Here is a 24,185-nt window from a genome sequence, read left to right as displayed (position 1 = left end):
GTATGAAGAAAAGACACGAACAAAAACTGGTTATCCTGAGCATCGGACTGATGATGGCTTTCAGTATTCCTATTTCATTGCTTTTTAACAGTGAGAAGAGTATTTTCGGCTACCCGATGATCCTTATCTACCTGTTCGCGGTCTGGATGATCTCTATCATTATCTCTTTTGTAATCGTAAAAAAGTATGATGAGTAGTTTTGCGTTATTTGTCGTTGTTCTGATTTATCTCGCCCTTTTGTTCTTAGTTGCCCATCTTGCAGAGAAGAAGAAGAGTAAACGTTGGATCAACAATCCTTACATTTACGCACTGTCACTTGCTGTATACTGTACGGCATGGACTTATTACGGAAGTATCGGCGTTGCTGCAACCAGTGGTCTGAACTATTTACCGATTTACATTGGCCCGATCATGATTATTCCTGCCTGGATCTACATCAATACAAAGATCGTAAGAATCTCAAGAATCAACAAAATCAGCAGTCTTGCAGATTTTATTTCTTTAAGATACGGAAACAGCAGAAGCTTCAGTGCTATTATTACGATTGTCTGCCTTCTTGCAATTGTTCCTTATATCGGACTTCAGATCAAAGCGATTTCCGAAACCTTCCATTTGGTGACAGAAACTTCAATGTCCAGCAATATACTCACAGATAACGCCACATTTGTGGTTGTTCTGATCGCTCTGTTCTCTTCGTATTACGGAACCAGGTATGTGGACGCTTCAGAAAAGCGTTTAGGTATTATTTCAGCCATCGCTTTGGAAAGCTTTTTAAAGCTTTTCTTTATTATTATTCTGGGCATATTTGTTATCTACTTTGTATTCGACGGTTTTTCAGATATTTATGAGAAGGCCAGCAGGTTTAAAGATTTCAAAGAAAAAAATACATTTAATGGCATTGAAGGCGCCATGAACTGGATGGTCTTATGCATGATTTCCGCTACAGCGATCTGTATTCTTCCAAGGCAATTTCACACAGCAATCATAGAAAACAGGCAGGAAAAGCATATCAAAACAGCGATCTGGTTTTTCCCGCTTTATTTATTGATCTTTACCATCTTTATCTTTCCTATTGCATGGGGTGGAAGACTTATTTTTGACGGACAAAAGGTAAATCCCGAGTTCTACTCTATTCTGATTCCACAACATTTTGACAATACTTTAATTACCGTTTTTGTATTTCTGGGTGGATTGAGTTCCTGTATATCGATGATCATTATTTCAGCCATTACGCTGTCTATCATGCTTTCCAACAACCTCATCATTCCCTATGGTTTATTGGGGAAATTCAAATCGGATAATGAAATTCAGAACACCAGAAACATTACGAACATCAGAAAATTCAGCATATTTGCCCTGATTATCATGGCTTTCGGTTTTTATAAATATTTTATTTTAAAAACATCTCTGGATTCAGTAGGACTGATTTCGTTTGTAGTCATCGCTCAGCTTGCCCCCTCTTTTTTCGGAGCTATATTCTGGAGAAGAGGAAGTTACAAAGGTGCCGTAGCAGGGCTTCTTGCAGGATTGGCCATTTGCTACTTCGGTTTGATTATCCCTCAGTATTATTTTTCCTACAATCAGGAATTCAAAGGGATTATCCGGGAGATATATGATGTTTTTGGATTTTTCAATATTTCTTTTTTAAGCAGAATTCCGGAGATTTTTTTCTGGTCTATTTTCGTTAATACCGCATTGTTTACGAGCATTTCTGTGAGCGTTAAAGGAAATTACCGCGAAAGAAATTTTGCAGAATTATATGTAGACATCGATAAACATATTCAGAATCATGAAAATGCTTTTATCTGGCGTGGAACCGCCTATGTTTCAGATATCAAGAATATTCTGGAAAGGTTTTTAGGCAAAAATAAAACAGAACAGGCATTAAGGATTTTTAATCTAAAATATAACATCGATTCCAAAACTGAAACAGCTGATTCACGCTTTATCAAATTCTCTGAAAATTTGTTAGCAGGAAGAATCGGAACCGCATCGGCAAAAATCCTGATCGAAGGCGTCACCAAAGAAGATAAAATATCATTAAAAGAAGTTTTAAATATATTAGAAGAGTCCAAAGAAAATATTACCCTTAACAAGAAACTGACGGAACAGTCTGAGGAATTGCAAAAACTTTCTGATGACCTGAGAACCGCTAATGAAAACTTAATTGTCAAAGACCGTCAGAAAGATGACTTTCTGGATTCTGTAGCCCATGAGCTGAGAACCCCTATCACTGCGATCCGTTCTGCAGGGGAAATTCTGGCAGACGATGATGATATTCCATCAGATATTAAACAGGAGTTTTTAAACAATATCATCACAGAATCCGACAGGTTAAGTGAAATCATCAATGATATCCTTTACCTGGACAAACTGGAACATGGAGAAATCGCTTTAAACATTCAGCAGAACAATATTCTTGAAACTTATAAAAAAGCGTTAAACCCTCTACTCCACCTGATACAGCAGAAAAACATTCATTTAAGTGAAGTTAACCTTCTGGATCGAACTGTATTTGAGCATGACGAAGCAAGAATGATCCAGCTTTTTCAGAATATCCTGGGAAACGCCTTAAAATTTACTGATGAACAGGGAACTATACAAACCAAACTGTCTGAAAAAGAAAATCATCTGATCATCAGCATCTTCAATACCGGAAGACATATCCCCGAAGAGGATCTGGAGATGATTTTTGATAAATTTTACCAGTCAAAAAATCAGAATATTTTAAAACCTACCGGAAGCGGTCTCGGACTTGCTATTTCAAAGAAAATCGTTCAGGCACACCACGGAAATATAAAAGCTGAAAACAGCGGTTTGGGTGTAACATTTACGATAAACATTCCTTATACCTTTCTAAAAGACTAAAAAGATAAAAATGAAGTTGAACAAAACCAATAACCATCTATGAGAAAGATCATTATTGCCGATGACGAACATAAAATATTAATGTCGCTGGAATACAGCTTTAAGAAAAACGGCTATGACGTTTATATCGCAAGAGACGGAAAAGAAGTTTTGGATTTTCTCAAAACCATGACTCCCGATGTGATTCTTCTGGACATTATGATGCCGAACCTGGACGGATACAGCACTTTGGAAATCATTAAAGAACAGGAAAAACTAAAAGACACAAAAGTCATTTTTCTGAGCGCAAAAAACAATCCCAAAGATATTGAAAAAGGCCTGGAAATGGGCGCTGATGCTTATGTCACGAAACCTTATTCCATTAAAAAACTGATGCAGCAGATTGAGGAAATGTTTGGGACAGACTAAAATTCAATAACACAAAGCTTACTATGGATACTGATATATTATTTAAACAAAGCATAGAAGACAAAGAAAATTTCTGGGAGAAACAAGCCAAAGAAATTCAGTGGTTTACGTTTCCTCAGCAGATTATCTCTCATGATAAAAACGAATATCCGCAGTGGTTTTCTGATGGGCAGCTCAATATGTGTTATCTGTGTATTGACAAACATATTGAAGACGGTTTCGGAGATCAGACCGCTATTATTTATGATTCTCCTGTTACAAATCAGAAGAGAACTTATACTTTTGATCAAGCCAAAGAAGAGATCTCAAAATTTGCCGGAGGGCTTGTTTCACTAGGCTTAAAAAAGGGTGATACAGCCGTTATTTATATGCCCATGATTCCGCAGACACTTTTTGCCATGCTGGCCTGTGCACGAATAGGGGTGATTCACAATGTAGTTTTTGGAGGTTTTGCACCCCACGAACTCGTCGTAAGAATTGATGACTGTAAACCCAAGGCTTTGATCACGGCTACGGCAGGTATAGAGATTGCCAGAAGAATTCCTTATTTACCACTTGTAGAAAAAGCCATTGAACTGGCACAGGACAAAGTCGATCATATCATTGTTTATAATAGAAAACTGGTTGACAACCGGAACGAAATGTTCGAAGGACTGATTGATTATGAAGAATTAGTTCAGAGTTCTGAACCTGCCGATTGCGTTTCTGTGAAATCCACACACCCTTTGTACCTGCTCTACACCTCAGGAACAACCGGAAAACCAAAAGGAATTGTGCGTGATACGGGCGGATACGCAACAGCACTGAAATTCTCGATGAAATATATTTACGGTATTGAACAGGGAGAAACCTACTGGGCTGCCTCTGACTTCGGCTGGGCGGTAGGCCACAGTTTCAGCGTTTACGGACCTCTTATCAACCGGAATACAACCATCATTTTTGAGGGAAAACCGATCATGACACCCGATGCAGGAACCTTCTGGAGAATCATCTCGGAATATAAGGTTTCCACAATGTTTACCGCTCCCACTGCCATACGAGCAATCAAAAAAGAAGACCCCAACGGTGAACTGGTCAAAAAATACGATCTGTCTCATTTCAAAAAACAGTTTCTGGCGGGCGAAAGATGTGATGTCGCAACGTTAGACTGGTTTGAAGAACACATCGGAGTTCCAGCTATCGATCATTGGTGGCAGACTGAATCGGGATGGCCAATGCTGGGTTTGATGACTTCTGATTCTAATTATAAAATAAAAAGAGCTTCTGCCGGAAAACCTATCCCCGGATATGACATTAAGATCTTTGATGAAAATGGATATGAACTTGATGCTCATCAGGAAGGTTACCTAATCATCAAACTCCCCCTTCCTCCCGGAGCACTTTTAGGCATCTGGAATGACAACGAACGCTTTCACAGCAGCTACCTGTCTCAATACAAAGGCTACTATTTCTCTGGAGATGGTGCCATTCAGGATGAGGACGGTTATATTTTTATTACAGGAAGAGTGGATGACGTCATCAATGTGGCAGGACACAGACTTTCCACTTCAGAAATGGAGGAGATTGTTTCTTCCCATCCCGATGTGGCAGAATGCGCTGTAGTGGGAATCGATGACGAACTCAAAGGGCAGATTCCATTTGCTGCCGTTGTTTTGAAAAACGGCTCAGCCATTACTGAACAAGAAGTTGAAAAAGACATTATCAGAATGGTCAGGGAAAAAATCGGTGCGGTAGCTTTTTTAAAAAACGCAATGGTTGTCAAACGATTACCAAAAACACGTTCCGGTAAGACTTTAAGAAAGCTGATAAGAACCCTGTTGGATGGGAAAGATTTTCAGATTCCATCCACGATATATGACGAAAAAATCATTGAAGAAATTCAGGAAAAAATCAATGACTATAGGGCTTAAGCCACAAATTAAACATATATTTAATATTAATAAAATTCAAATTTCAAAAAACGAAGGGATATGAGAAATTACTTAATTGAAGATCTGCCACATTATTTTGAAGAGTACAAAAAGTCTATTAAAAATCCCAAAAAATTCTGGGACAAGATAGCTGATCAAAATTTTGTGTGGTACCAGAGATGGAGCAAGGTGGTTAAGTATGATATGAACGAAGCCAAAATCACATGGTTTAAAAATGCTAAATTAAATATCACTAAAAACTGCATCGACAGACATCTTGCAGTAAGGGGAGAAAAGACCGCAATCATTTGGGAACCCAACGACCCAAAAGAGCAGGCGCAACATATTTCCTATAACGAATTGTACACCCGCGTCAATAAAACAGCCAATGTTTTACGGGAAATGGGAATTGAAAAGGGAGACAGGGTCTGTATCTACCTTCCGATGATCCCGGAACTGGCCATTACGATGCTTGCCTGTGCCAAATTAGGTGCTGTACACTCTGTGATCTTTGCAGGATTCTCTGCTTCAGCTGTAGCATCAAGAGTCAACGACTGTAATGCCAAAATGATCATCACTTCTGATGGCAGCTACAGAGGAAATAAAGTGTTGGACCTTAAAAGCATAGTAGACGAAGCGCTGGAAAAAACACCAAGTGTGGAATCTGTTCTGGTGGTTAAAAGAACCAACAACGAGGTAAAAATGAAAGAAGGCAGAGATCACTGGCTGGCTGATCTCTATGAAAAAGCTTCTGCTGATTTCGTGACTGTGATTATGGATGCTGAAGATCCGCTTTTCATCCTCTATACTTCAGGTTCTACGGGAAAACCAAAAGGAATGCTGCACACGTCTGCGGGTTATATGGTGTATACCGCTTATACTTTTAAAAATGTATTTAATTACAAAGAAAATGATATTTACTGGTGTACAGCGGATATCGGATGGATCACGGGACACTCTTACATTTTATACGGACCGCTTCTTAACGGAGCAACTACGGTAATTTTCGAGGGTGTGCCTACCTATCCTGAACCGGACCGCTTCTGGGAAGTGATCGAAAAACATAAAGTCACACAATTTTATACTGCTCCTACTGCAATCCGCTCGTTAGCTAAAGAAAGTTCGGAGTGGGTAGACAAGCACGATTTAAGTACATTGAAAGTGATTGGCTCGGTAGGTGAACCCATCAACGAAGAAGCATGGCACTGGTTTAATGATCATGTAGGAAAGAAAAAATGTCCGGTGGTTGATACCTGGTGGCAGACAGAAACCGGAGGAATCATGATCTCTCCCCTTCCTTTTGTTACCCCAACCAAACCTACTTATGCGACCCTTCCGTTACCGGGAATCCAGCCTGTCCTGATGGATGATAAGCGTAATGAAATCACAGGAAACCAGGTAACAGGAAATCTCTGTATCCGTTTTCCATGGCCGGGAATCGCAAGAACGATCTGGGGCGACCATCAAAGATATAAAGAAACTTATTTCAGTGCTTTTCCAGGGAAATACTTCACGGGTGACGGAGCTTTAAGAGATGAAGTAGGATATTATAGAATTACAGGACGTGTAGACGATGTGATCATTGTTTCCGGACACAATCTGGGAACTGCGCCGATAGAAGACAGCATCAATGAGCACCCTGCAGTTGCTGAATCTGCTATCGTTGGGTATCCTCATGATATCAAAGGAAATGCTTTATACGGTTTTGTGATCTTAAAAGAAAGCGGAGAAGGCCGTGATAAAGAAAACCTGAAAAAAGAGATCAACCAGCTTATTGCAGATCAGATTGGCCCAATTGCGAAACTTGATAAAATACAGTTTGTTTCCGGTCTTCCAAAAACACGTTCCGGTAAAATTATGCGTAGGATTTTAAGAAAAATTGCAGAAGGAGATTTCAGCAATTTCGGAGATATTTCTACATTATTGAATCCTGAAATTGTTGAGGAAATCAAAAACGAAAGAATTTAAAATATCATTCAATAGAAACGGGCTTCGGTCCGTTTTTTTTATTTCGTACAGATTGTTTTTTTGAGTTAAAATAAAAACAAAACAATAGATTAAAAATATTATTTTTGGCTACCATGAGGTACCTGCTGTTAATAGCCACTATGACACTTATTTTTTCCTGTAACAAGGAAGATAAAGCCGAAAGAAAAATTTTAAAGATTTTTGACCCCCATCCCTGCTATGAAAACTTTATCGTAAACGACAGCTTACCTCCAACAATGTCTTTTCCGAACCATACAGCCTTCATAGCAAAAATAAAAAAGGAAAATTTACGTCCGTTTTATATTTCTGATCTGAATAATGACGGTCAGGATGATTATGTTGTCAATATCAAACCCAAAAAAGACTACAAGGGAAGACAGACTATTCTTGATGTTTTTCCCCTCAATTTATGTGATGAGATGGGAAATATTGCAATCGTTCTGAGCCAAAAATCAGGCCAATACAAAATATTCAATCCATACAAAGATTTACATCAAGTTCCTATTGCCATAAAGCTTTCTCCGGATGGAAAATTCATTCATGTTCTAAAACCAAAATATGATTCATCAAAAAATTATGATCCTGTAAATTTTTGTGATACTGATGTGTTAACTATTAAAAACAATGTTGCTACAGAATACATAAAAGCTCCCATCAAACATAAAATCAACAACGTCAGAATAGAATTCGAAGGGAAATTTGTCATGACATTAGATTTTAAAGATAAAAAAATGTACCTGGATGATACATGGATTAATGATCTCGATGCTGATAAAACCTATTTTAAGAAAATATCAAAATAAGATGAAGAACAGATTCAAATGCTCCTGAATGACATGGACTTTACTCATATTGATAATTCAGAAAACACTCCTATCAAAAGTATGGGCGATTATCTGCTGGATATCAATTACGATTCGGATCAAAACAAAGAAATCTTTAATTATGGCAAAAACGGAGGATTACGGACTATCAATTTTTATGACCAGATTCTGATTTACCTGTATCAGTTTGGATGGACAGAGATTGAATACATGAATGATTAGTATTATACTCATTTATATTCTTACTAATTTCAAACAACAGTTTAATAGATATTCTCATACATTTTAACATTTAATTATAGACAAATCATTAAAATGTAAAATTTGTTAAACTTTTATTAACGATATTTGAAAATATTTATTATCTTTAAGTATAATTTAAAACCATTGCTTATGTCAAATATATTAGCTGGATTATTTGCACATCACAGCGATTACAAAAAGCTTGAAGCTGATCTGGAAAATTCAGGATTTGAAAATTCAGATTACATAGTATATCTTAATAACGGCTCTGAAACCTCTCAGTACCTGGCGAGCGTAGCGGTAAAAGATAATAACCAAACTGATGGCGCCAGAAGTATTTTTAGCCAAAATTCAGTACTGAAAACCTATTTATTCGAGAATATGGGTATTGGAGAGGCTAATTATGATAATATCAAAAGATTTATCGATGCCAGAAACAGAGCCGAAATCCATAACAGCCCTGATGTGAAAATAAAGGCATCAAGCAGCGGTATGGATTCAGAAGTGAAATTCTGACAAAAACATAAAATCTAATAACCGGAAATCCGCAGAGCGTTCTGCGGATTTTTTATGTTTGAAAAGTTTAAAAAATTTCGTATTTTCGTTTAAATATAGGCATTAGCACAAATGAGTTACGATTTAGAACAGGAAAACAAAGAGATCCTTGCCCGATATAAGGATCTGATTTCGAACACATACAGGACTCTGGACGAGGAAAATAACAAGCTCATCCGGAAGGCATTCGATATTGCATTGGATGCCCATAAGGATCAAAGAAGGAAATCCGGAGAACCTTATATCTACCACCCCATTGCCGTAGCCAAGATTGTAGCTACTGAAATCGGCCTTGGGGCAACTTCTATTGCCTGCGCTCTGTTGCACGACGTAATAGAGGATTCTGATTATACCTATGAAGATCTGAAAAAGATCTTTGGAGAAAAGATCGCCAATATTGTGAACGGGCTCACAAAGATCTCCATCATGAATCATCAGAATATTTCTGTACAGTCTGAAAACTACAGAAAACTGTTACTAACCCTGTCGGAAGATTTCAGGGTTATTCTGATCAAAATTGCCGACCGTCTTCACAATATGCGGACTTTGGAGAGTATGGCTCCCGACAAACAGAAGAAAATCGCTTCAGAAACCGTTTATATTTATGCTCCCATGGCTCACCGTCTGGGATTGTATAATATCAAATCTGAACTGGAGGATCTTTCATTAAAATATAATAATCCGGAAGTTTATAGCGAGATCACGGAGAAATTGGAATCTGCTAAAGAAAACCGTGAAAGATATATCGAGGAATTTAAAACAGAAGTTTCCGAAAGGTTAAAAGAAGAAGGTTTAAACTTCACCATCAAAGGCCGGGCAAAAGCTATTTCTTCTATTTATAGAAAAATGCTAAAACAGGGAGTTTCTTTTGAGGAAGTTTTTGATAATTATGCGATCAGGATCATTTATAAATCTGATGCGAAAAATGAAAAATTCCTGGCCTGGAAGATCTACTCTATTGTTACTGACGTTTACCACAGTAATCCTTCGAGAATGAGAGACTGGATTACACAGCCCCGTTCTACAGGTTATGAAAGTCTTCACTTAACCGTTCTTGGACCTGACAGAAAATGGATTGAAGTACAAATCCGTTCTGAAAGGATGAATGAGATTGCCGAAAAAGGGGTCGCAGCACACTATAAATATAAAGAGGGTTACAAACAGAGTTCGGATGACAGGAATTTTGAAAAATGGGTTACTGAAATCCGTGAAGTTCTGGAACAGCAACAAAACCTTTCTACCTCTGAACTTCTCGATAATATTAAACTCAATCTATACTCCAAAGAGGTATTTGTATTTACTCCTAAAGGGGAAATTAAAATCCTTCCAACGAACGCTACCGCTTTGGACTTTGCATTTGCCGTTCACTCCGACCTTGGAATGAAATGTCTTGGAGCAAAGATCAACGGAAAGCTGGTTCCTATTTCTTATGTTCTTCAGAATGGTGACCAGATCGATATCTTGTCATCGCAGAATCAGAAGCCAAAATCTGACTGGCTGGAATTTGTGGTAACATCAAAAGCCAAATCCAAGATTAAAAGCTACCTGAATTCTCAAAAAAACCAACTGGTAGAAGAAGGCAAAGAAATTCTGCAGAGAAAACTGCGTCATGCTAAGATCAACTTTAATGACGAAGAGATCAATAAACTTCAAAAATTCTTTAATTTAAAAACTTCTCAGGAACTCTTCCTAAAATTCCAAAGCAATGAACTGGACGTGAGCAGCCTGAGAAAATACATTGAAAGTAAAAACGTATTCAATAATTTACTATCCAGATTCCGAAAATCACCACCAAAAAATGTTCATTTTGAAGAACATAAGGAACAGAATCTGGACATGATCATCTTCGGGAAAGATGAAGAAAAACTAAATTACAGCTATGCCAAATGCTGTACGGTAATTCCGGGAGATAAAATTTTCGGATTTATTACAATTTCTGATGGAATCAAAGTTCACAGCGACAACTGCCCAAATGCCATCAACCTGAGAGCACAATACGACTACCGCGTCATTCCTGCCAAATGGGTAAACGCAGAGAGCTTTAAAAACAGAGTTAAGATCGAAATTGAAGGTCTTGACAGAATGGGAATGATCAATGATATTACAACTGTGATCAGCGGAAGCATGGGAATGGATATGAAAAGTATGTCCATAGAATCCAACAACGGTGTTTTTACCGGCAACATCAATCTTGAAGTCAAGAATAAAGGCCAACTGGAAGAGACATTTAAAAAACTTAAAAATATTGACGGCGTTTCAAGAGTGAGACGATTACAATCATAAACATGGATTTAACTCTATATTTCAAAAAATTTTTCAGCAGCAATCAGTCATCAGGAATTATACTTATTTTCTGTGTGCTTGTATCATTATTAATTGCCAATTCTTCTGCAGGTGAAGGTTTCCAGCACTTTTTAGACAAAGAAGTGGGAACTCATCTGTTTGGTCTTACCTACCCTGTCAGTATCTGGATCAATGACGGCCTCATGGCTGTTTTCTTCCTGCTGGTCGGGCTTGAGATCAAAAGGGAAATGGTGGAAGGCGAACTGTCTTCCTTTAAGAATGCTTCATTGCCCATATTTGCAGCGGTTGGCGGAATGCTTGTTCCCGCAGCGATCTACACCTTTTTCAATTCCGGAACTGAATATGGCAGCGGCTGGGGAATTCCAATGGCTACAGATATAGCGTTTTCACTCGCCATTATTTCCATGCTGGGAAAAAAGATTCCGAATTCAATCAAAATATTTCTGGCAGCACTTGCCATTGTAGATGACCTTGGAGCGATTCTGGTTATTGCTGTTTTTTACACGGAACAGATCCACTGGGCTTACCTGTTGTTGTCTTTTGGAACTGCAGCACTATTGTTTTTACTTAACTTTCTAAAGGTCACACGCCTGGTTTTTTATATTATTCCGGGATTGTTTTTATGGTATTTCCTTCACCACTCAGGAATTCATGCTACCATAGCGGGAGTTTTACTTGCCTTTTCGATTCCTACCAATGCATCGAATGTAAATATTTCCCCTCTTGAAAAACTGGAGCATACTCTTCATTTTCCGGTAAGTTTTCTGATTATGCCTATTTTTGCTCTAACGAACACGAATATTGCTTTCACCAGCGAAATGGTAGCGGGAGTGACAAGTACGTTAGGTTTGGGAATAATCTGCGGACTGGTATTAGGAAAACTGATCGGGATCAACCTTTTTTCCTTTATTGCAATTAAATTAAAGCTCAGTTCGCTTCCCCAAAACAGTACATGGACGCAAATGGCCGGGGTTGGATTATTGGCAGGAATAGGTTTTACGATGTCAATTTTCATTGCTCTCCTATCCTTTAAAGACGATATTCCTATTCAGGATGAGGCCAAGTTTGCCATTCTGATTGCTTCTTTCTTAGCGGCAGTTTTAGGATTTGTAATACTCAGTATGAGTTCCAAAAAAGATATGAATGCTGTAGAAAATTAATCCTCTTTCTTCTGCTCATGTTTTCTTCTGTGCTCTTCATCGCTTTCGAGATTGGGTTCTCTAACCGGTGAATGATAATGAACAGCTTCTCTTTTAATTTCATCGGACAGCAGCTTTTCAATCCTCAGTTTTCTGAGCGCCATGTTCAGCTCGTTTCCGAACAGGAGAAGATATACATTGACATTGACCCATACCATCAGCAGAATCATACTTCCAATAGATCCGTAAAGGACGTTGTATCTTGCAATATCTTTCACGTAAATCGCAAAAATAAAAGTAGTAAGAACAAACAGGACTGTCGTTAAAATAGCCCCCGGTACAGCTTGTCGGAATCTTGCAATTTTAACCGTTCCCAGCCAGTAGAAAAGGGTAAGGAGAATGAAATAGAAAAGTGGAAAGGAAACAAATCCAATGATCTTGGAAAGGTTTTTTACCAGCCATGAGATATCATAAGCCGGCGTAAAAAGTTTCATAACAACCTCTACGTAATACACCCCGAAAAGAGACAGAAAGACAATCGTTATAAAACCTATTGTTATAAAAAAGGAAAGAATAAACTCTTTTACGTCAGTAAGCTTTTCATCTGAATTTTCATTAAATCCATTAATGAGTGAAAAGGTTCCGTTGGTTGCAAAAATCAATGCCAAAACAATGGTCAGATTACTGATCCCTTTCATATTAGGGATAATATTGGTTTCAATATACCCTCTTACATCATTTTCCATATTGGATGGAAAAACGTTGTGCATCAGGACTTCAAAAATATAAAACTGAAGCTTATCATAATGCGGCATATAAGGCAAAACAGAAAGAAGAAACAGAAGAAAAGGAAACAGACTTATGGTAAAGCTCCAGGAAATGGCGGCTGCTTTTCGCCCGATATTACCTTTAAAAATTCCGGAAATATAGATCTGAAACATCTGCCAGAGGGATATCCCCAAAACGGGAATATGTATACCGTCAAAAAACTCTTGAATTTTCAAGATAAATCTAGGAACTTTTATACTCATCTATTTGGTGTATTTCACTAAAAAACAACTGAGCTACCTCTTTACCGGGAGAAACATCTGCTGTTTTTAAAAAGTCTTTGTACAAATATAAACATTTTCCCTATCCTTACTATACAACTGAAATTTATCAATGTGCATCAATTGTATAGAATGTCCATGTTCCTGTCATTCAGGGAAGGGATATGTTATTTGAAAAATAATGGAAGTCCCGAAAGGTTTTCATCTGTTCAATGGAAAGAGTATTGAAAATTTTAAGCATTGAACTGCCGCAGATGATGATCCATATGTTTATACACAAAAATCCCGATCTCTTCCCTATTCATCTTTCCAAAAAAATTATGAATAAAATCCGGATTCGAAAAATTTTTATATGCAGAGATTTGGTTCAGCCACCTCTGTTTCTCATGTTCGGTATCACCCTGTGTTTCTTTTATAGCAAAGCTTCCTGCCGGTACATTCTTACCGATCGGTTTATCTTTTTTCACCATGTCTTTCAATGCCATTTTCCCAAAAAGCCATCCCATAAATTCCTGTTTATAGATGTATCTACTGTTCCCCAGGACCCAGTCATTCCATACCGTACAGTGTCTCATCATTTGGAAAAGATTCATCTTTCCCCATTGGGCAGTATTACTTTGGCCAAGAGAATTGATTCTGGAGATCAGCTCTTCTCTCACCTCATGATCAAATATTGTTTTCATAATATATCTTTTTGTAAAAGTAACAGGGTTTCATCAAAGTCTCAATCCGTAAAAATGACATTCAACAGTGTGTTTTGTGCCAAATTTTTATAACTTTATAATTATATACCCATAACAATGAAGCATATTTCAATCATAGTGTATGATGGTGTACTTTCCACTGCGGTATCCAATACAGTATCTCTTCTGATGAGTACCAATGAATCTGCCCTGAAGAAAGGACTTCCTATTCCGTTCAACATAGAACTGATCGGTGTCCAACACAAAACAGTACAATCCAATCTTCCTTTACAATTCATCTGCCACAAAACGATCTCTGAAAAGTTTAAAACTGATGTCGTTATAATTCCACCTATGAATACAGATCCGGAACATATAGATATACTTCTTAAACAAAATAATGTCCTGATCCATTGGATTAAGGAAAGGTACTTAGAAAAAGTACAATTGATCAGTCTTTGTACAGGAGCTTATTTTCTGGCAGAATCCGGTTTACTGCATCATATACCTGCCACTTCGCATTGGGGTGCCATCGAAGATCTTCAAAAAAGATATCCGAAGATCGATTTCAAACCTGATCATGTGGTGACCCAATCCAATGCAATCATCACAGGTGGCGGTGGATTTTCTTCATTAAATGCAATGCTTTACTTTATAGAGCAGAACACAGGCAAAGAAATCTCCATTGAGTTGAGTAAATTTTATGCATTGGATTACGGACGGACCTCTCAGAGAGTTTTTACTGTTTTTTCAGGGCAGCGGCTTCACGATGACGATGAAATCCATAAAGCACAGCGCTATATTGAAACAAAATTCAAAACGGATATCAGGGTCGAGCAAATTGCAGACGAGGTTAATATGAGCAGACGAAATTTTATACGCAGGTTTAAAAATGCCACCCACCTGAACCCCATAGAATACATACAACGTGTAAAAGTAGAAGCAGCTAAAAAAGCATTTGAAACCGGAGAAAAAAATATTGCAGATGTTACCTACAGTATGGGTTATAATGATTTAAAAACCTTCAGAACTGTCTTTAAAAGAATCACGGGATTAACTCCTGCAGACTATAGAAATAAGTTTAAAGGTCATGAAATATGACTGAAAAACACTTCAAGGACTGAATCACTTAGTGACGATTCTCAAAATACATTCAGAAGCTTTTAAGTTCGATCCCCTATTTATTCGGACTAAAAAATGGTATCTTTGCCTTTTGAAACCCTTTATACATGCGAATCAGCTTACTTTGTATCGGTAAAACAGATGACAGAGAGATCACTTCTCTGATCAGTTATTATCTTACCAGACTTCCCAAACACTGGAACTTTGAGATCACTGAAATTCCCGATGTAAAAAATGCTAAAAACCTCTCCCCGGATCTTTTGAAGAAGGAAGAGGCTAAGCTGTTTCAGAATTATATTGACAAAAATGATCTCGTTATTATCCTTGATGAAAAAGGCAGGCAGTTTACCAGCCGGGAATTTGCCCAGAAAATTGATACCTGGATGAATTCATCGGTCAAAAAGGTCCATATCCTGATCGGAGGTGCTTATGGTTTTTCAGAGGAAATATACAGCAGATCAAACGAAAAAATGTCATTATCTAAAATGACATTTACGCATCAGATGATCCGTCTGTTTATTGTAGAACAGCTTTACCGGGCTGATCAGATTTTACAGGGAAAACCCTATCATAACGATTAAAGTAATATGCATCTTTTATGTGCTATCTTTTTATCCTAATCTTTTAAGCCGATCTGCCTCTTTGCTTCTCCAATGACAAATGCGACAGAATTGGCAATATTAAAGCTTCGGATCAGTTTTGACATAGGAATTGTTAAGTGATTTTCAAAATGTCCCAGAACCTCCTGGCTCAATCCCACACTTTCTTTTCCAAAAACAAGCCAGTCACCATCCTTGAATTCATTTTCCAAATAGGACTTTTCAGCATGTGAGCTCATCAAAAAAACACGCGAAGGATCCGGAATAGTTTTTATCCATTCTTCAACATTGGCATATTCAGAGACATCAAGATGTACCCAATAATCCAAACCGGAACGTTTCAGGTTTTTATCATTGATCACAAATCCAAAAGGATGAATTAAGTGCAACCTACTTTCTGTACCCACACATAGTCGTCCGATATTACCTGTATTATTAGGTATTTCGGGCTCTACAAGAACGATATTCAACATCTATATATCTTTATTGATTTCAAAATAATTAAAACTAATCATAACCGTTTTCACTTGGTGCCATCCACTTTTAGCCAGAAAATAGTATGATTACTTTTTTGATACCATTACGGCTCGGCATTTCATGCCGAGCCGTAATGGTATATCTGTAGCAGAATTTATTTTTTCACGCACTTCGCATAATAATCTGCTAAAATAGCTTTTTCATAGCCTAAACTCACTGCTTTATCCAAATTTTCACAAGCTTCTTTAGGCTTTGACGTGTCAAATAAAATTAAAGCTTTGGTAACGTAAGAATGGGCAAATTTTGGGTCAACGGAAATCGCTTTATTAGCATCTGTGAGGGCTTCTTTTGACTTTTTCATTTTGAAATAGACATCTGCCCTTCCATTGTAAAGAAGTGATTCCGGCTTTTCGGCAATCAGCTGATTGTAATCTTTTAACGCTCCCTCCAAATCACCGTTATTTTTTTTCAGATTAGCCAGTCCGGTTTTAGCATAAATATTATCCGGAGCAAAAGTAAGGATCTGTTTGAGATCATTCAGAGCAAGATCTTTCTTTCCCTGGCCGTCATAAATCTTGGAACGGGTAAGATAGAATTCAGGATTTTCTGCGTCTAGTGAAAGTCCGCTGGAAATGTATTCCAGAGCTTTTGTTTTATTCCCTTTCTGACTGTTCAACGATGCTAAGTTGGCATATACCGGAGCAGACAAAGGGTTGGATTTCAAAGCAGATTCATAAGATTTCAAAGCAAGAGCCGTTTTCCCTAATCTTCTTTGGGCAGTTCCAAGAATATTGTAATATTCAGACTGATACTTCTGGATCTGTTCTTTTTCTACAAGTTTGGTATATTGCTCTTCCGCACATTTGTAGTCTGCCTTCTTAAAGCATTCTTCGGCGATTTTTTTATCCTGTGCAGAGAGACTGAATGAGGAGCATACAAATGCTGTAAGTAATAAAGATTTTTTCATGAAGTTATAGTTTGTTTGTTGATGACTTTTTTGGCGAGTACTCCAAATATCACTCCCAATAAAGATCCAACAAACGCCCCCACCAAAATATCTATCGGGAAATGCACTCCTAAATATATTCGGCTATAAGAAACTACTATAGCCCATACAAATATAGCATATGGAAACCAATTGAGCTTCTTTTTTAATAAAATACTTAAATAAGCGGCCAAAAAGAAAGTATTGGACGCATGAGCAGAATAAAACCCATACTGTCCACCGCATTTCACAATTCTCATATAATGTTCCAAACTGGGATCATGACAAGGCCTCAGCCTGGCCACTCCATATTTGAAAACCCCAGCCAGCTGGTCTGAAACGGTAACTCCCAGCCCAATGAAAATGAGGATAAAAACTAAAGATTTTAGTTTAAAATTTTTATATAAAAAGTATAGAAATATAATGTAAAGCGGTACCCAGATCCATGTACTGGAAATGAGCATCCAAAACTGGTCGAAAGAAGTATCGCCCAAATTATTAAGGTATAGAAAAACCTTTTTATCTTCCTGAATGATCTCCTCCATGAATTATCTGCTTACAGGCCCTTCGTACGTTTCATCGTCTGCGGGCTTGATTTTTGGAGGTTCATTAGTCGCCGAAGGTTCAGTGACTATATCTTTTTCAATATCCTTCATAGGATTGAAATCTTTTGCTGCATCTTTTACCTTCTCAATCTCGCGCTTGATCTCAGAAACCGGATTATCGGTTTCCTTCATGATCTCAGTTTTAATGTCTTCCACGGCACCACGCATTTTTCTAACGCCTGCCCCTAAGTCACGCGCTATCTGAGGAAGTTTATCCGGACCGAATAATACAACAATCGCCACCGCGATCAATGCCATTTCTCCAATGCTTAATTCCATGTGGTAAAATTACGAAAGTTTAGACATTTATTGACAGTAAACTAAAATTTTAAACAAATTTTAATATTTTAAGAGTGTTTCTGGGTTTGAGTATATGTTGGTTTAGAATAAATGGGTTTGGGAAGTGGTATTTGAGTTAATGATCTACTGATATTTGGTATCTTGTTTCTTACAGCATAAAATTCATAACTCCCCTACAAAATAAAATTCACAACTGCCTGGTTCTTACGAGAAATTCGGTGTCTTAATATCCGAGATCCTGCATTCTTATTTTCGGTTCTTCCCTCTCCCATAATCTTTTCAAAACTTTCAGTTAACAAATATTTAATTCAAATAAACGGGATTTATATTTAATTTCATTATATTTAGTATACATAAAATCATTACATATTACTATGAAGAAACTTGCTAATACCTTCAAGCTTTTTGCCGTTATATCGGTATTAATGCTTACAGCCTGTCAGGATGACAACAGCGACATGACACAGGAAACTCCTGTCAACAAAGTATCCGCAGCTGATCTGAAAAAAGAAATTACACCTGGATTAAAGACTGTACCGGAAAATGTTCAGATTCAGATCAATGATTCTAAACAAAACCTCGAAAAGTATTTAAAGAATGATCTGCAAATCACAGGAATTACTGTTTTAGGGAAACTTTCCACACAGAAAGGCATTCAAATATCTCAGGATTTGATTTCTGATAAAGAACAGTTTATTGCAGAAGGAAATATTCTTGCTCCTGAAACTGTAAAAGTGGGAAAAACCGGTACACTGTTCTCGGGAGACCAATTGGCGGAAGCACAAAAAGGACTTAGAGAAGCAGCTGCTGATCAGATCAAAACAGGTACAGATCTTCTTGAAATTTCGTGGAATTACAAAGGAGAAGCATTCACTTCTCTATGTTTTTACAATGAATCAGGAATACTATGGGACAATGTATTTGCCGGACTTGTTATGATGGACAGTAGAGGGAATTCGGAGGTCTCTCCTATCGATGCTCAGGCTAAAGTATCTTCAAAATGGTTTAAAGAATGGTGGACTGCCAAATGGCTTTGGGGTTCCAAAAGAGGAGAAATCGGATACCAGATCACCATCTACTATTCCGGTTCTACTGTTTCTAATGTAGATGTAAGTGATTGGGGAAATATCAGCTTAGGAAAAGCCAAGAGTGAAAGTAAGGTAACTAAGAAAACAGGTGCCTACGGACAATGCAGATATGCACTTGGATTATGTACTCCTACCGGTTCTTTAAGCTTTAATACAAGCAACTTCTCTGTATCCTTTTCCGGTTTGGGAAGCAATATCGTAAGTAACGGAACAAAATCACTTTATCCATAAACACGGAACACATTATTATATTTTCAATAAAAAGTGGGGAAGCTTTCGGTAGCTTCCCCACTTTATTTTTATATTCTTAAATATGGCATAAAAGAAGTTCAGTACTGTTTATAAAATTTATAACCCCATCAAACTTCTAAATTATTCCTTTATTAAGGTTGTATTTAAACCAATTTCTTATTGCTTTTCTTAAAAGCATAATACGTCATCACGACACTTATTGCCATTAAAATAAATGCCAGAAAGAACGGTGCTCCCGAAAATTCAAAAGGTGCTTCGTCATGGGTAAAGAAATAAAACAGATTGGTCATCAATGGCGGTCCCACGATGGAAGTTGCACTCATTAAACTCGTCAATGCGCCCTGAAGTTCTCCCTGCTCATTAGACGGAACACTTTTCGTAATCACCGACTGTAGCGCAGGTCCGCAGATTCCTCCCAGGCAATAAGGAATAAGAAATACAAACATCATCCAGCCTTCGCTGGCAAAAGCAAATAAAAGCATTCCCAATGCATACAACGCAAGCCCATAATAAATACTTTTCTGCTCGCCCAGTTTTGGAGTTGTCCAGCGGATCAGAACTCCCTGAACCAAACCCACTAGAAGACCAACGACTCCCAGCGAAATACCGACCATTCTTTCCGTCCAGCTAAATTTGTACATGGTGAAAAAACTCCAGTTGCTCTGTACTGCATGTCCTGCAATATAGATTAAAATCAAGGCAAAGATCAGTCCCGAAATTTCAGGGTGTTTACCCAGAAATTTAAATGAACCAACCGGATTGGCGCGTTTCCAGTCAAATTCTCTTCTTTTATCTTTATCCAAACTTTCAGGAAGCACAAAGTATCCGTAAAGGAAATTTAAAAGACATAAACCTGCCGCTGCGTAGAAAGGTACTCTGGCACCATAATGCCCCAAAAGTCCACCCAGTACAGGTCCAATAATGAATCCAAGGCCAAAAGCTGCCCCAATAAGCCCAAAGTTCTTAGCTCTGTCTTCATCAGTTGAAATATCCGCAATATAGGCACTGGCTGTTGTTACACTGGCACCTGTGATCCCGGCAATAATCCTTCCCAAAAACAGCCACCAGATGGTAGGTGCCAGGGCAAGAAAAATATAGTCTACTGCAAATCCAAAAAGGGAAATCAAAATAATAGGTCTTCTTCCGTATTTGTCACTCAGGTTACCTACAACGGGAGAAAATATAAATTGCGTAAATGCATATGCAAAACCAAGCCATCCACCATATTTCGCTGCTTCACTGATATCGGCATGAATAAGGTCTTCAATTAACTTAGGAACTACAGGAATAATGATTCCCCATCCAGTGATGTCAATCAGTAAGGTGATAAATATAAAGCTGATGGCCGCTTTCTTATTTGAGTTTTTCATAATGCTGCAAAATTAATCAAATCCAAAATATAATGATTCTAAATTGTGGTTTCTGAGAAAAATTTCGTGGTACGGATTTAGGATCCCGAGTTTTGAGATACCTAACATCACATTCGAGATATCAGGTTTGTAAATGTAAATTTAAACCTTGGATTTTATATATTAAATTTTTGAATTCAGGGCCTAATAATTTATTACTCCGGGTTCGGTATTTCAAATCCTTTAATTCAAAGCCCGAAACTCAAAGCAAAAAAAGGCCGCTTCTTTCGAAACGGCCTTTACTTATTTATTGTAGTTTAAATTACTTTGAAGCAAGTACTTCTTTGGTACTTGTTGTCTTGCCGTGTACCTCGTCTTCTTTCCCTGTTTTAAGGAAATCGTACGCGATAGCCGATGCAATAAAGATAGATGAATAGGTACCGAATCCAATACCGATCAACATGGCAAACATAAATCCTCTAAGGTTATCTCCACCGAAAATGAAGATTGCCAGAATAACAAGGATTGTTGTAAATGAAGTGTTGAATGTTCTACCTAGTGTACTGGAAATAGAGTCATCAAATAATCCAGCCAATGTTAAAGCTTTCTTCTCTCTTAAATACTCTCTAATTCTATCGAAGATAATAACGGTATCATTAATTGAGTATCCCAGTACCGTAAGGATCGCTGCAACGAAATCCTGATTGATCTCCATATTGAACGGCATATATTTATGAAGCAATGAATACGCTCCCAAAATAATTACTGCATCATGGAATAGAGCCGCAACAGCTCCCAATGAGAATTGCCATTTTCTAAATCTCAATAAGATATAGATAAAGATACCAGCTAATGCAGCTACTACCGCAAGAATACCATGAGTTTTGATATCGTCTGCTACTGTAGGTCCTACTTTTTCAGAAGAAATAATTCCAGCATGTTCTTTATCTGCAGATTTGAAATCATGCAATGTAGTATTAGCAGGTAAGCTTGTTTTTAAACCTTCGTATAATTTCTGCTCTACAGTTTGGTCAGCTTTTAAAGATTCATCCTCAATAAGGTAATCTGTAGAAATTTTCAGCTGTCTGTCATTTCCAAAAGTTTTAGCTTCAACAGAAGAGTTTTTACCGTCTTCAGTTTTGAATACTTTCACTAAGTTCTGTTCAATATCTTCAGCATTTACAGCTTTATCAAATCTTACAACATAGTTTCTACCTCCTGTAAAGTCGATCCCGTATTTGAATCCGTGGATCGCAATAGATGCTACACAAATTACTGTTAAGATACCAGAAACAATGTATGCATATTTTCTCTTTCCGATGAAATCGATCCATGTATTTCTGAATAGGTTCTTCGTAGGAGCTGTCCAAACAGAAAGATGTTTTCCTTTGTTCAGTCTTGAGAAGATCATTACTCTTGAAAGCAATACAGAAGTAAAGAATGTCATTAAAATACCAATTCCTAATGTCAGAGCAAATCCTTTAATAGGTCCTGTTCCGAATAAGAAAAGCACACCAGCTGTCAATAACGTCGTTAAGTGACCATCGACAATTGCACTTAGTGCATGTTTGAAACCATCTTTATAAGCTTCTAAGATGCTCTTGCCTGCAAATAGTTCTTCTTTTGTTCTTTCGTAAATAATTACGTTCGTATCCACCGCCATGGCCATCGTCAGTACAATACCCGCGATACCAGGAAGCGTTAGGGTAAAGTCTCCGGAATCCATAATTCCGAAAATATAGAATAAGTTGATAATCATTGCAATTACCGCGTACACCCCTGCACCACCGTAATAGAAAATGATATACACAATGATAATTAAAAATGCGATAGCAAATGAGATCACCCCTGCATTAATAGACTCCTGTCCTAATGACGGTCCTACTACAGTAGCCTGAACTACTTTTGCTCCTGCAGGTAATTTACCCGCTCCTAAAACGTCTACCAGTTCTTTAGCTTCTTCCTGAGAGAAGTTACCCGAGATCTGAGTTCTACCGTTAGGAATAGCACCCACAACGTTTGGCGCAGTATACACTCTGCCATCTAACGTTACCGCTACAGGCTTACCTACGTTTTTCTCTGTTAATGTTTTCCATTCTTTAGCACCTTTAGAATCCATCTGCATGTCTACTACCACTCTGCTTAGCTCATCGTAGCCAATACTTGCAGTTTCAACAGCACCGTCTACAGGAGCTTTTTGGTTGATGTTACCTCTGATCGCATACAATACTAAACTTTCAGTATCTGTACCTTCAGGTTTGTAACCCCACATGAACTGAGTATATTTAATGTTAGCCGGACGTAATGACTGACCTACTTTACTGCTCAAAATTTTGTTAATAGCAGCAGTGTCTGAAAGTTTTACGCTGGCAACACCATTTGATCTTAATTTGTCAAGGTTTAAAAGATTCATGAAGTTGGTATTCTTCGCAACTCCCATAGAATCACCCTTGATTGCCACCATTGTAGCCAATGTCTGGAAATATGGAGCAATTTCAGGAACCTGCTGTACTTCCCAAAACTGAAGTTTTGCTGAAGTCTGAAGCATTTTCTTCACCTTATCGATATCTTTCATACCAGGCATTTCAACAGAAATTCTTGCTGTACCAGGTACTCTCTGAACGTTTGGCTGCACAGCACCCATTTTATCGATTCTGGTTCTGATTACTTCGAAAGCTGTTCCTACAGAAAGATCAATTCTTCTTTTGATGATACTTTTTACCTGATCATCAGAAGTATTGTACTTGATCTCTGACAAATTGGTATTTCCGAAAAGTTCAGGATCAGCAAGCTTAAGGTTGGTTCCTTTCACTTTGTTGATCGCTTCAAACTGATCAAAGAAATTATCAATATAAGATTTTGTAGAATTCTTCTGAACTTCATCAGTCTTGTTTAAAGCCTCAATAAGAATAGGATTCGTAGAATAATTTGTTAAATCATTCACTAAGTCTCTTTGGTTAATTTCCAAAAGAACGTTAATCCCACCTTTCAAGTCAAGACCAAGTTTCATTTCCTTGTCTTTGGCTTTAGTGTAATAAAGTTTTGTGAATCCTAAGTTCAAAGTATCTTTAGAAAGTCTTGTAATTTCTTTCTGATACTTCTCTGGATTGTCTCCTGCAACAGCAGTCGCCTGCCTTTCAATTTTGCTGGCGTACCAAGTTGGTAATAGCTCATTTAAGCAAATTAACCCTAGTACAATAGCAACAATTGTAATAAGTCCTTTTCCTTGCATTTTGTTATAACTACGTTAAATTAAGTCGGCAAATATAATGATTTTATTATTATTTTATGAATTTTTTAACAGCAGAAATGGTTTATTTTCAGATATATCGGGGTTTTAATTTCTATTTAAGATTTAATAATTTTTCTTCCTTATCGTAATGAAATTTTCAAATTCCGATTGGTATAAAATTTTCATTCACATATCAATACACTA

General features: G+C 37.6%; 20 protein-coding genes and 1 pseudogene. 13 read left to right on the top strand and 8 right to left on the bottom strand.

Translation table 11 applies throughout. The annotated features are described in order from the left end of the window. The first annotated feature begins 2 nt into the window (after positions 1 to 2). From IW16_RS10860 to nhaA, 10 genes and pseudogenes are all read left to right on the top strand, one after another. A complete protein-coding gene (locus IW16_RS10860) occupies positions 3 to 197 on the top strand; it encodes a hypothetical protein (RefSeq protein ID WP_034743682.1) in 195 nt (64 codons plus the stop codon). Beyond that, positions 190 to 2,868 (top strand): ATP-binding protein, encoded by a 2,679-nt coding sequence (locus IW16_RS10855; RefSeq protein WP_034743679.1) that lies wholly within the window; start codon positions 190 to 192, stop codon positions 2,866 to 2,868. Before IW16_RS10860 ends, IW16_RS10855 begins: the two co-directional genes overlap by 8 nt. 39 nt (positions 2,869 to 2,907) lie before the next feature. Further along, on the top strand, positions 2,908 to 3,276 hold the full coding sequence (locus IW16_RS10850) for a response regulator transcription factor (RefSeq protein WP_034743676.1): 369 nt from the start codon (positions 2,908 to 2,910) through the stop codon (positions 3,274 to 3,276). 23 nt (positions 3,277 to 3,299) lie between these two features. Next, positions 3,300 to 5,186 (top strand): AMP-binding protein, encoded by a 1,887-nt coding sequence (locus IW16_RS10845; RefSeq protein WP_034743673.1) that lies wholly within the window; start codon positions 3,300 to 3,302, stop codon positions 5,184 to 5,186. Positions 5,187 to 5,243: 57 nt separating this feature from the next. Beyond that, positions 5,244 to 7,154, top strand: a pseudogene (gene acs / locus IW16_RS10840) (acetate--CoA ligase); the annotation flags it as partial. A 140-nt stretch (positions 7,155 to 7,294) separates the two neighbouring features. Further along, positions 7,295 to 7,978, top strand: a complete 684-nt coding sequence (locus IW16_RS10835; protein WP_034743668.1) for a hypothetical protein — start codon at positions 7,295 to 7,297, stop codon at positions 7,976 to 7,978. 18 nt (positions 7,979 to 7,996) lie between these two features. After that, a complete protein-coding gene (locus IW16_RS10830) occupies positions 7,997 to 8,221 on the top strand; it encodes a hypothetical protein (protein ID WP_034743665.1) in 225 nt (74 codons plus the stop codon). A gap of 171 nt (positions 8,222 to 8,392) precedes the next feature. Further along, positions 8,393 to 8,758 carry a hypothetical protein gene (locus IW16_RS10825; protein ID WP_034743662.1) on the top strand — a complete coding sequence of 122 codons (366 nt, stop codon included), beginning with the start codon at positions 8,393 to 8,395 and terminating at the stop codon, positions 8,756 to 8,758. A gap of 111 nt (positions 8,759 to 8,869) precedes the next feature. Further along, positions 8,870 to 11,080: a RelA/SpoT family protein gene (locus tag IW16_RS10820; protein WP_034743659.1), complete on the top strand. Its 2,211-nt coding sequence runs from the start codon at positions 8,870 to 8,872 to the stop codon at positions 11,078 to 11,080. Between the two features lie 2 nt (positions 11,081 to 11,082). Continuing rightward, on the top strand, positions 11,083 to 12,261 hold the full coding sequence (gene nhaA, locus IW16_RS10815; RefSeq protein WP_034743656.1) for a Na+/H+ antiporter NhaA: 1,179 nt from the start codon (positions 11,083 to 11,085) through the stop codon (positions 12,259 to 12,261). Here nhaA and IW16_RS10810 read toward each other — a convergent pair. Beyond that, the gene (locus IW16_RS10810) at positions 12,258 to 13,271 is read right to left on the bottom strand and encodes a YihY/virulence factor BrkB family protein (RefSeq protein WP_034743653.1); all 1,014 of its coding nucleotides are present in this window, start codon (positions 13,269 to 13,271) and stop codon (positions 12,258 to 12,260) included. The genes nhaA and IW16_RS10810 overlap by 4 nt on opposite strands. Positions 13,272 to 13,522: 251 nt before the next feature. After that, positions 13,523 to 13,972 carry a DUF1569 domain-containing protein gene (locus IW16_RS10805; protein WP_034743650.1) on the bottom strand — a complete coding sequence of 150 codons (450 nt, stop codon included), beginning with the start codon at positions 13,970 to 13,972 and terminating at the stop codon, positions 13,523 to 13,525. 117 nt (positions 13,973 to 14,089) lie between these two features. On the opposite strand from IW16_RS10805, the gene IW16_RS10800 reads away from it, so the two are divergent. Then, the gene (locus tag IW16_RS10800) at positions 14,090 to 15,073 is read left to right on the top strand and encodes a GlxA family transcriptional regulator (RefSeq protein WP_051890095.1); all 984 of its coding nucleotides are present in this window, start codon (positions 14,090 to 14,092) and stop codon (positions 15,071 to 15,073) included. Positions 15,074 to 15,201: 128 nt separating this feature from the next. Next, positions 15,202 to 15,675 (top strand): 23S rRNA (pseudouridine(1915)-N(3))-methyltransferase RlmH, encoded by a 474-nt coding sequence (locus IW16_RS10795; protein ID WP_034743644.1) that lies wholly within the window; start codon positions 15,202 to 15,204, stop codon positions 15,673 to 15,675. A 35-nt stretch (positions 15,676 to 15,710) separates the two neighbouring features. Here IW16_RS10795 and IW16_RS10790 read toward each other — a convergent pair whose 3' ends face one another. The 4 genes from IW16_RS10790 to IW16_RS10775 form a co-directional block, all read right to left on the bottom strand. Beyond that, positions 15,711 to 16,166: a tRNA (cytidine(34)-2'-O)-methyltransferase gene (locus tag IW16_RS10790; protein ID WP_034743641.1), complete on the bottom strand. Its 456-nt coding sequence runs from the start codon at positions 16,164 to 16,166 to the stop codon at positions 15,711 to 15,713. A 158-nt stretch (positions 16,167 to 16,324) separates the two neighbouring features. Beyond that, positions 16,325 to 17,137 (bottom strand): tetratricopeptide repeat protein, encoded by an 813-nt coding sequence (locus IW16_RS10785; RefSeq protein ID WP_034743638.1) that lies wholly within the window; start codon positions 17,135 to 17,137, stop codon positions 16,325 to 16,327. After that, the gene (locus tag IW16_RS10780) at positions 17,134 to 17,700 is read right to left on the bottom strand and encodes a phosphatase PAP2 family protein (protein WP_034743635.1); all 567 of its coding nucleotides are present in this window, start codon (positions 17,698 to 17,700) and stop codon (positions 17,134 to 17,136) included. Before IW16_RS10780 ends, IW16_RS10785 begins: the two co-directional genes overlap by 4 nt. Positions 17,701 to 17,703: 3 nt before the next feature. After that, positions 17,704 to 18,039 carry a Sec-independent protein translocase subunit TatA/TatB gene (locus IW16_RS10775; RefSeq protein ID WP_034743631.1) on the bottom strand — a complete coding sequence of 112 codons (336 nt, stop codon included), beginning with the start codon at positions 18,037 to 18,039 and terminating at the stop codon, positions 17,704 to 17,706. 395 nt (positions 18,040 to 18,434) lie between these two features. Here IW16_RS10775 and IW16_RS10770 point away from each other — a divergent pair, with 395 nt between their 5' ends. Then, the gene (locus tag IW16_RS10770) at positions 18,435 to 19,379 is read left to right on the top strand and encodes a hypothetical protein (protein ID WP_034743626.1); all 945 of its coding nucleotides are present in this window, start codon (positions 18,435 to 18,437) and stop codon (positions 19,377 to 19,379) included. 164 nt (positions 19,380 to 19,543) lie between these two features. Here IW16_RS10770 and IW16_RS10765 read toward each other — a convergent pair whose 3' ends face one another. Next, positions 19,544 to 20,770 (bottom strand): TCR/Tet family MFS transporter, encoded by a 1,227-nt coding sequence (locus IW16_RS10765; RefSeq protein WP_034743623.1) that lies wholly within the window; start codon positions 20,768 to 20,770, stop codon positions 19,544 to 19,546. A 301-nt stretch (positions 20,771 to 21,071) separates the two neighbouring features. Beyond that, positions 21,072 to 23,981: a protein translocase subunit SecDF gene (locus IW16_RS10760; protein WP_034743621.1), complete on the bottom strand. Its 2,910-nt coding sequence runs from the start codon at positions 23,979 to 23,981 to the stop codon at positions 21,072 to 21,074. Positions 23,982 to 24,185 lie beyond the last annotated feature (204 nt).

Origin of the sequence: Chryseobacterium vrystaatense (assembly GCF_000737765.1) — a bacterium.
In the GTDB taxonomy this organism is placed as follows: domain Bacteria; phylum Bacteroidota; class Bacteroidia; order Flavobacteriales; family Weeksellaceae; genus Chryseobacterium; species Chryseobacterium vrystaatense.
This window is presented reverse-complemented; position numbering and strand designations above follow the sequence as displayed.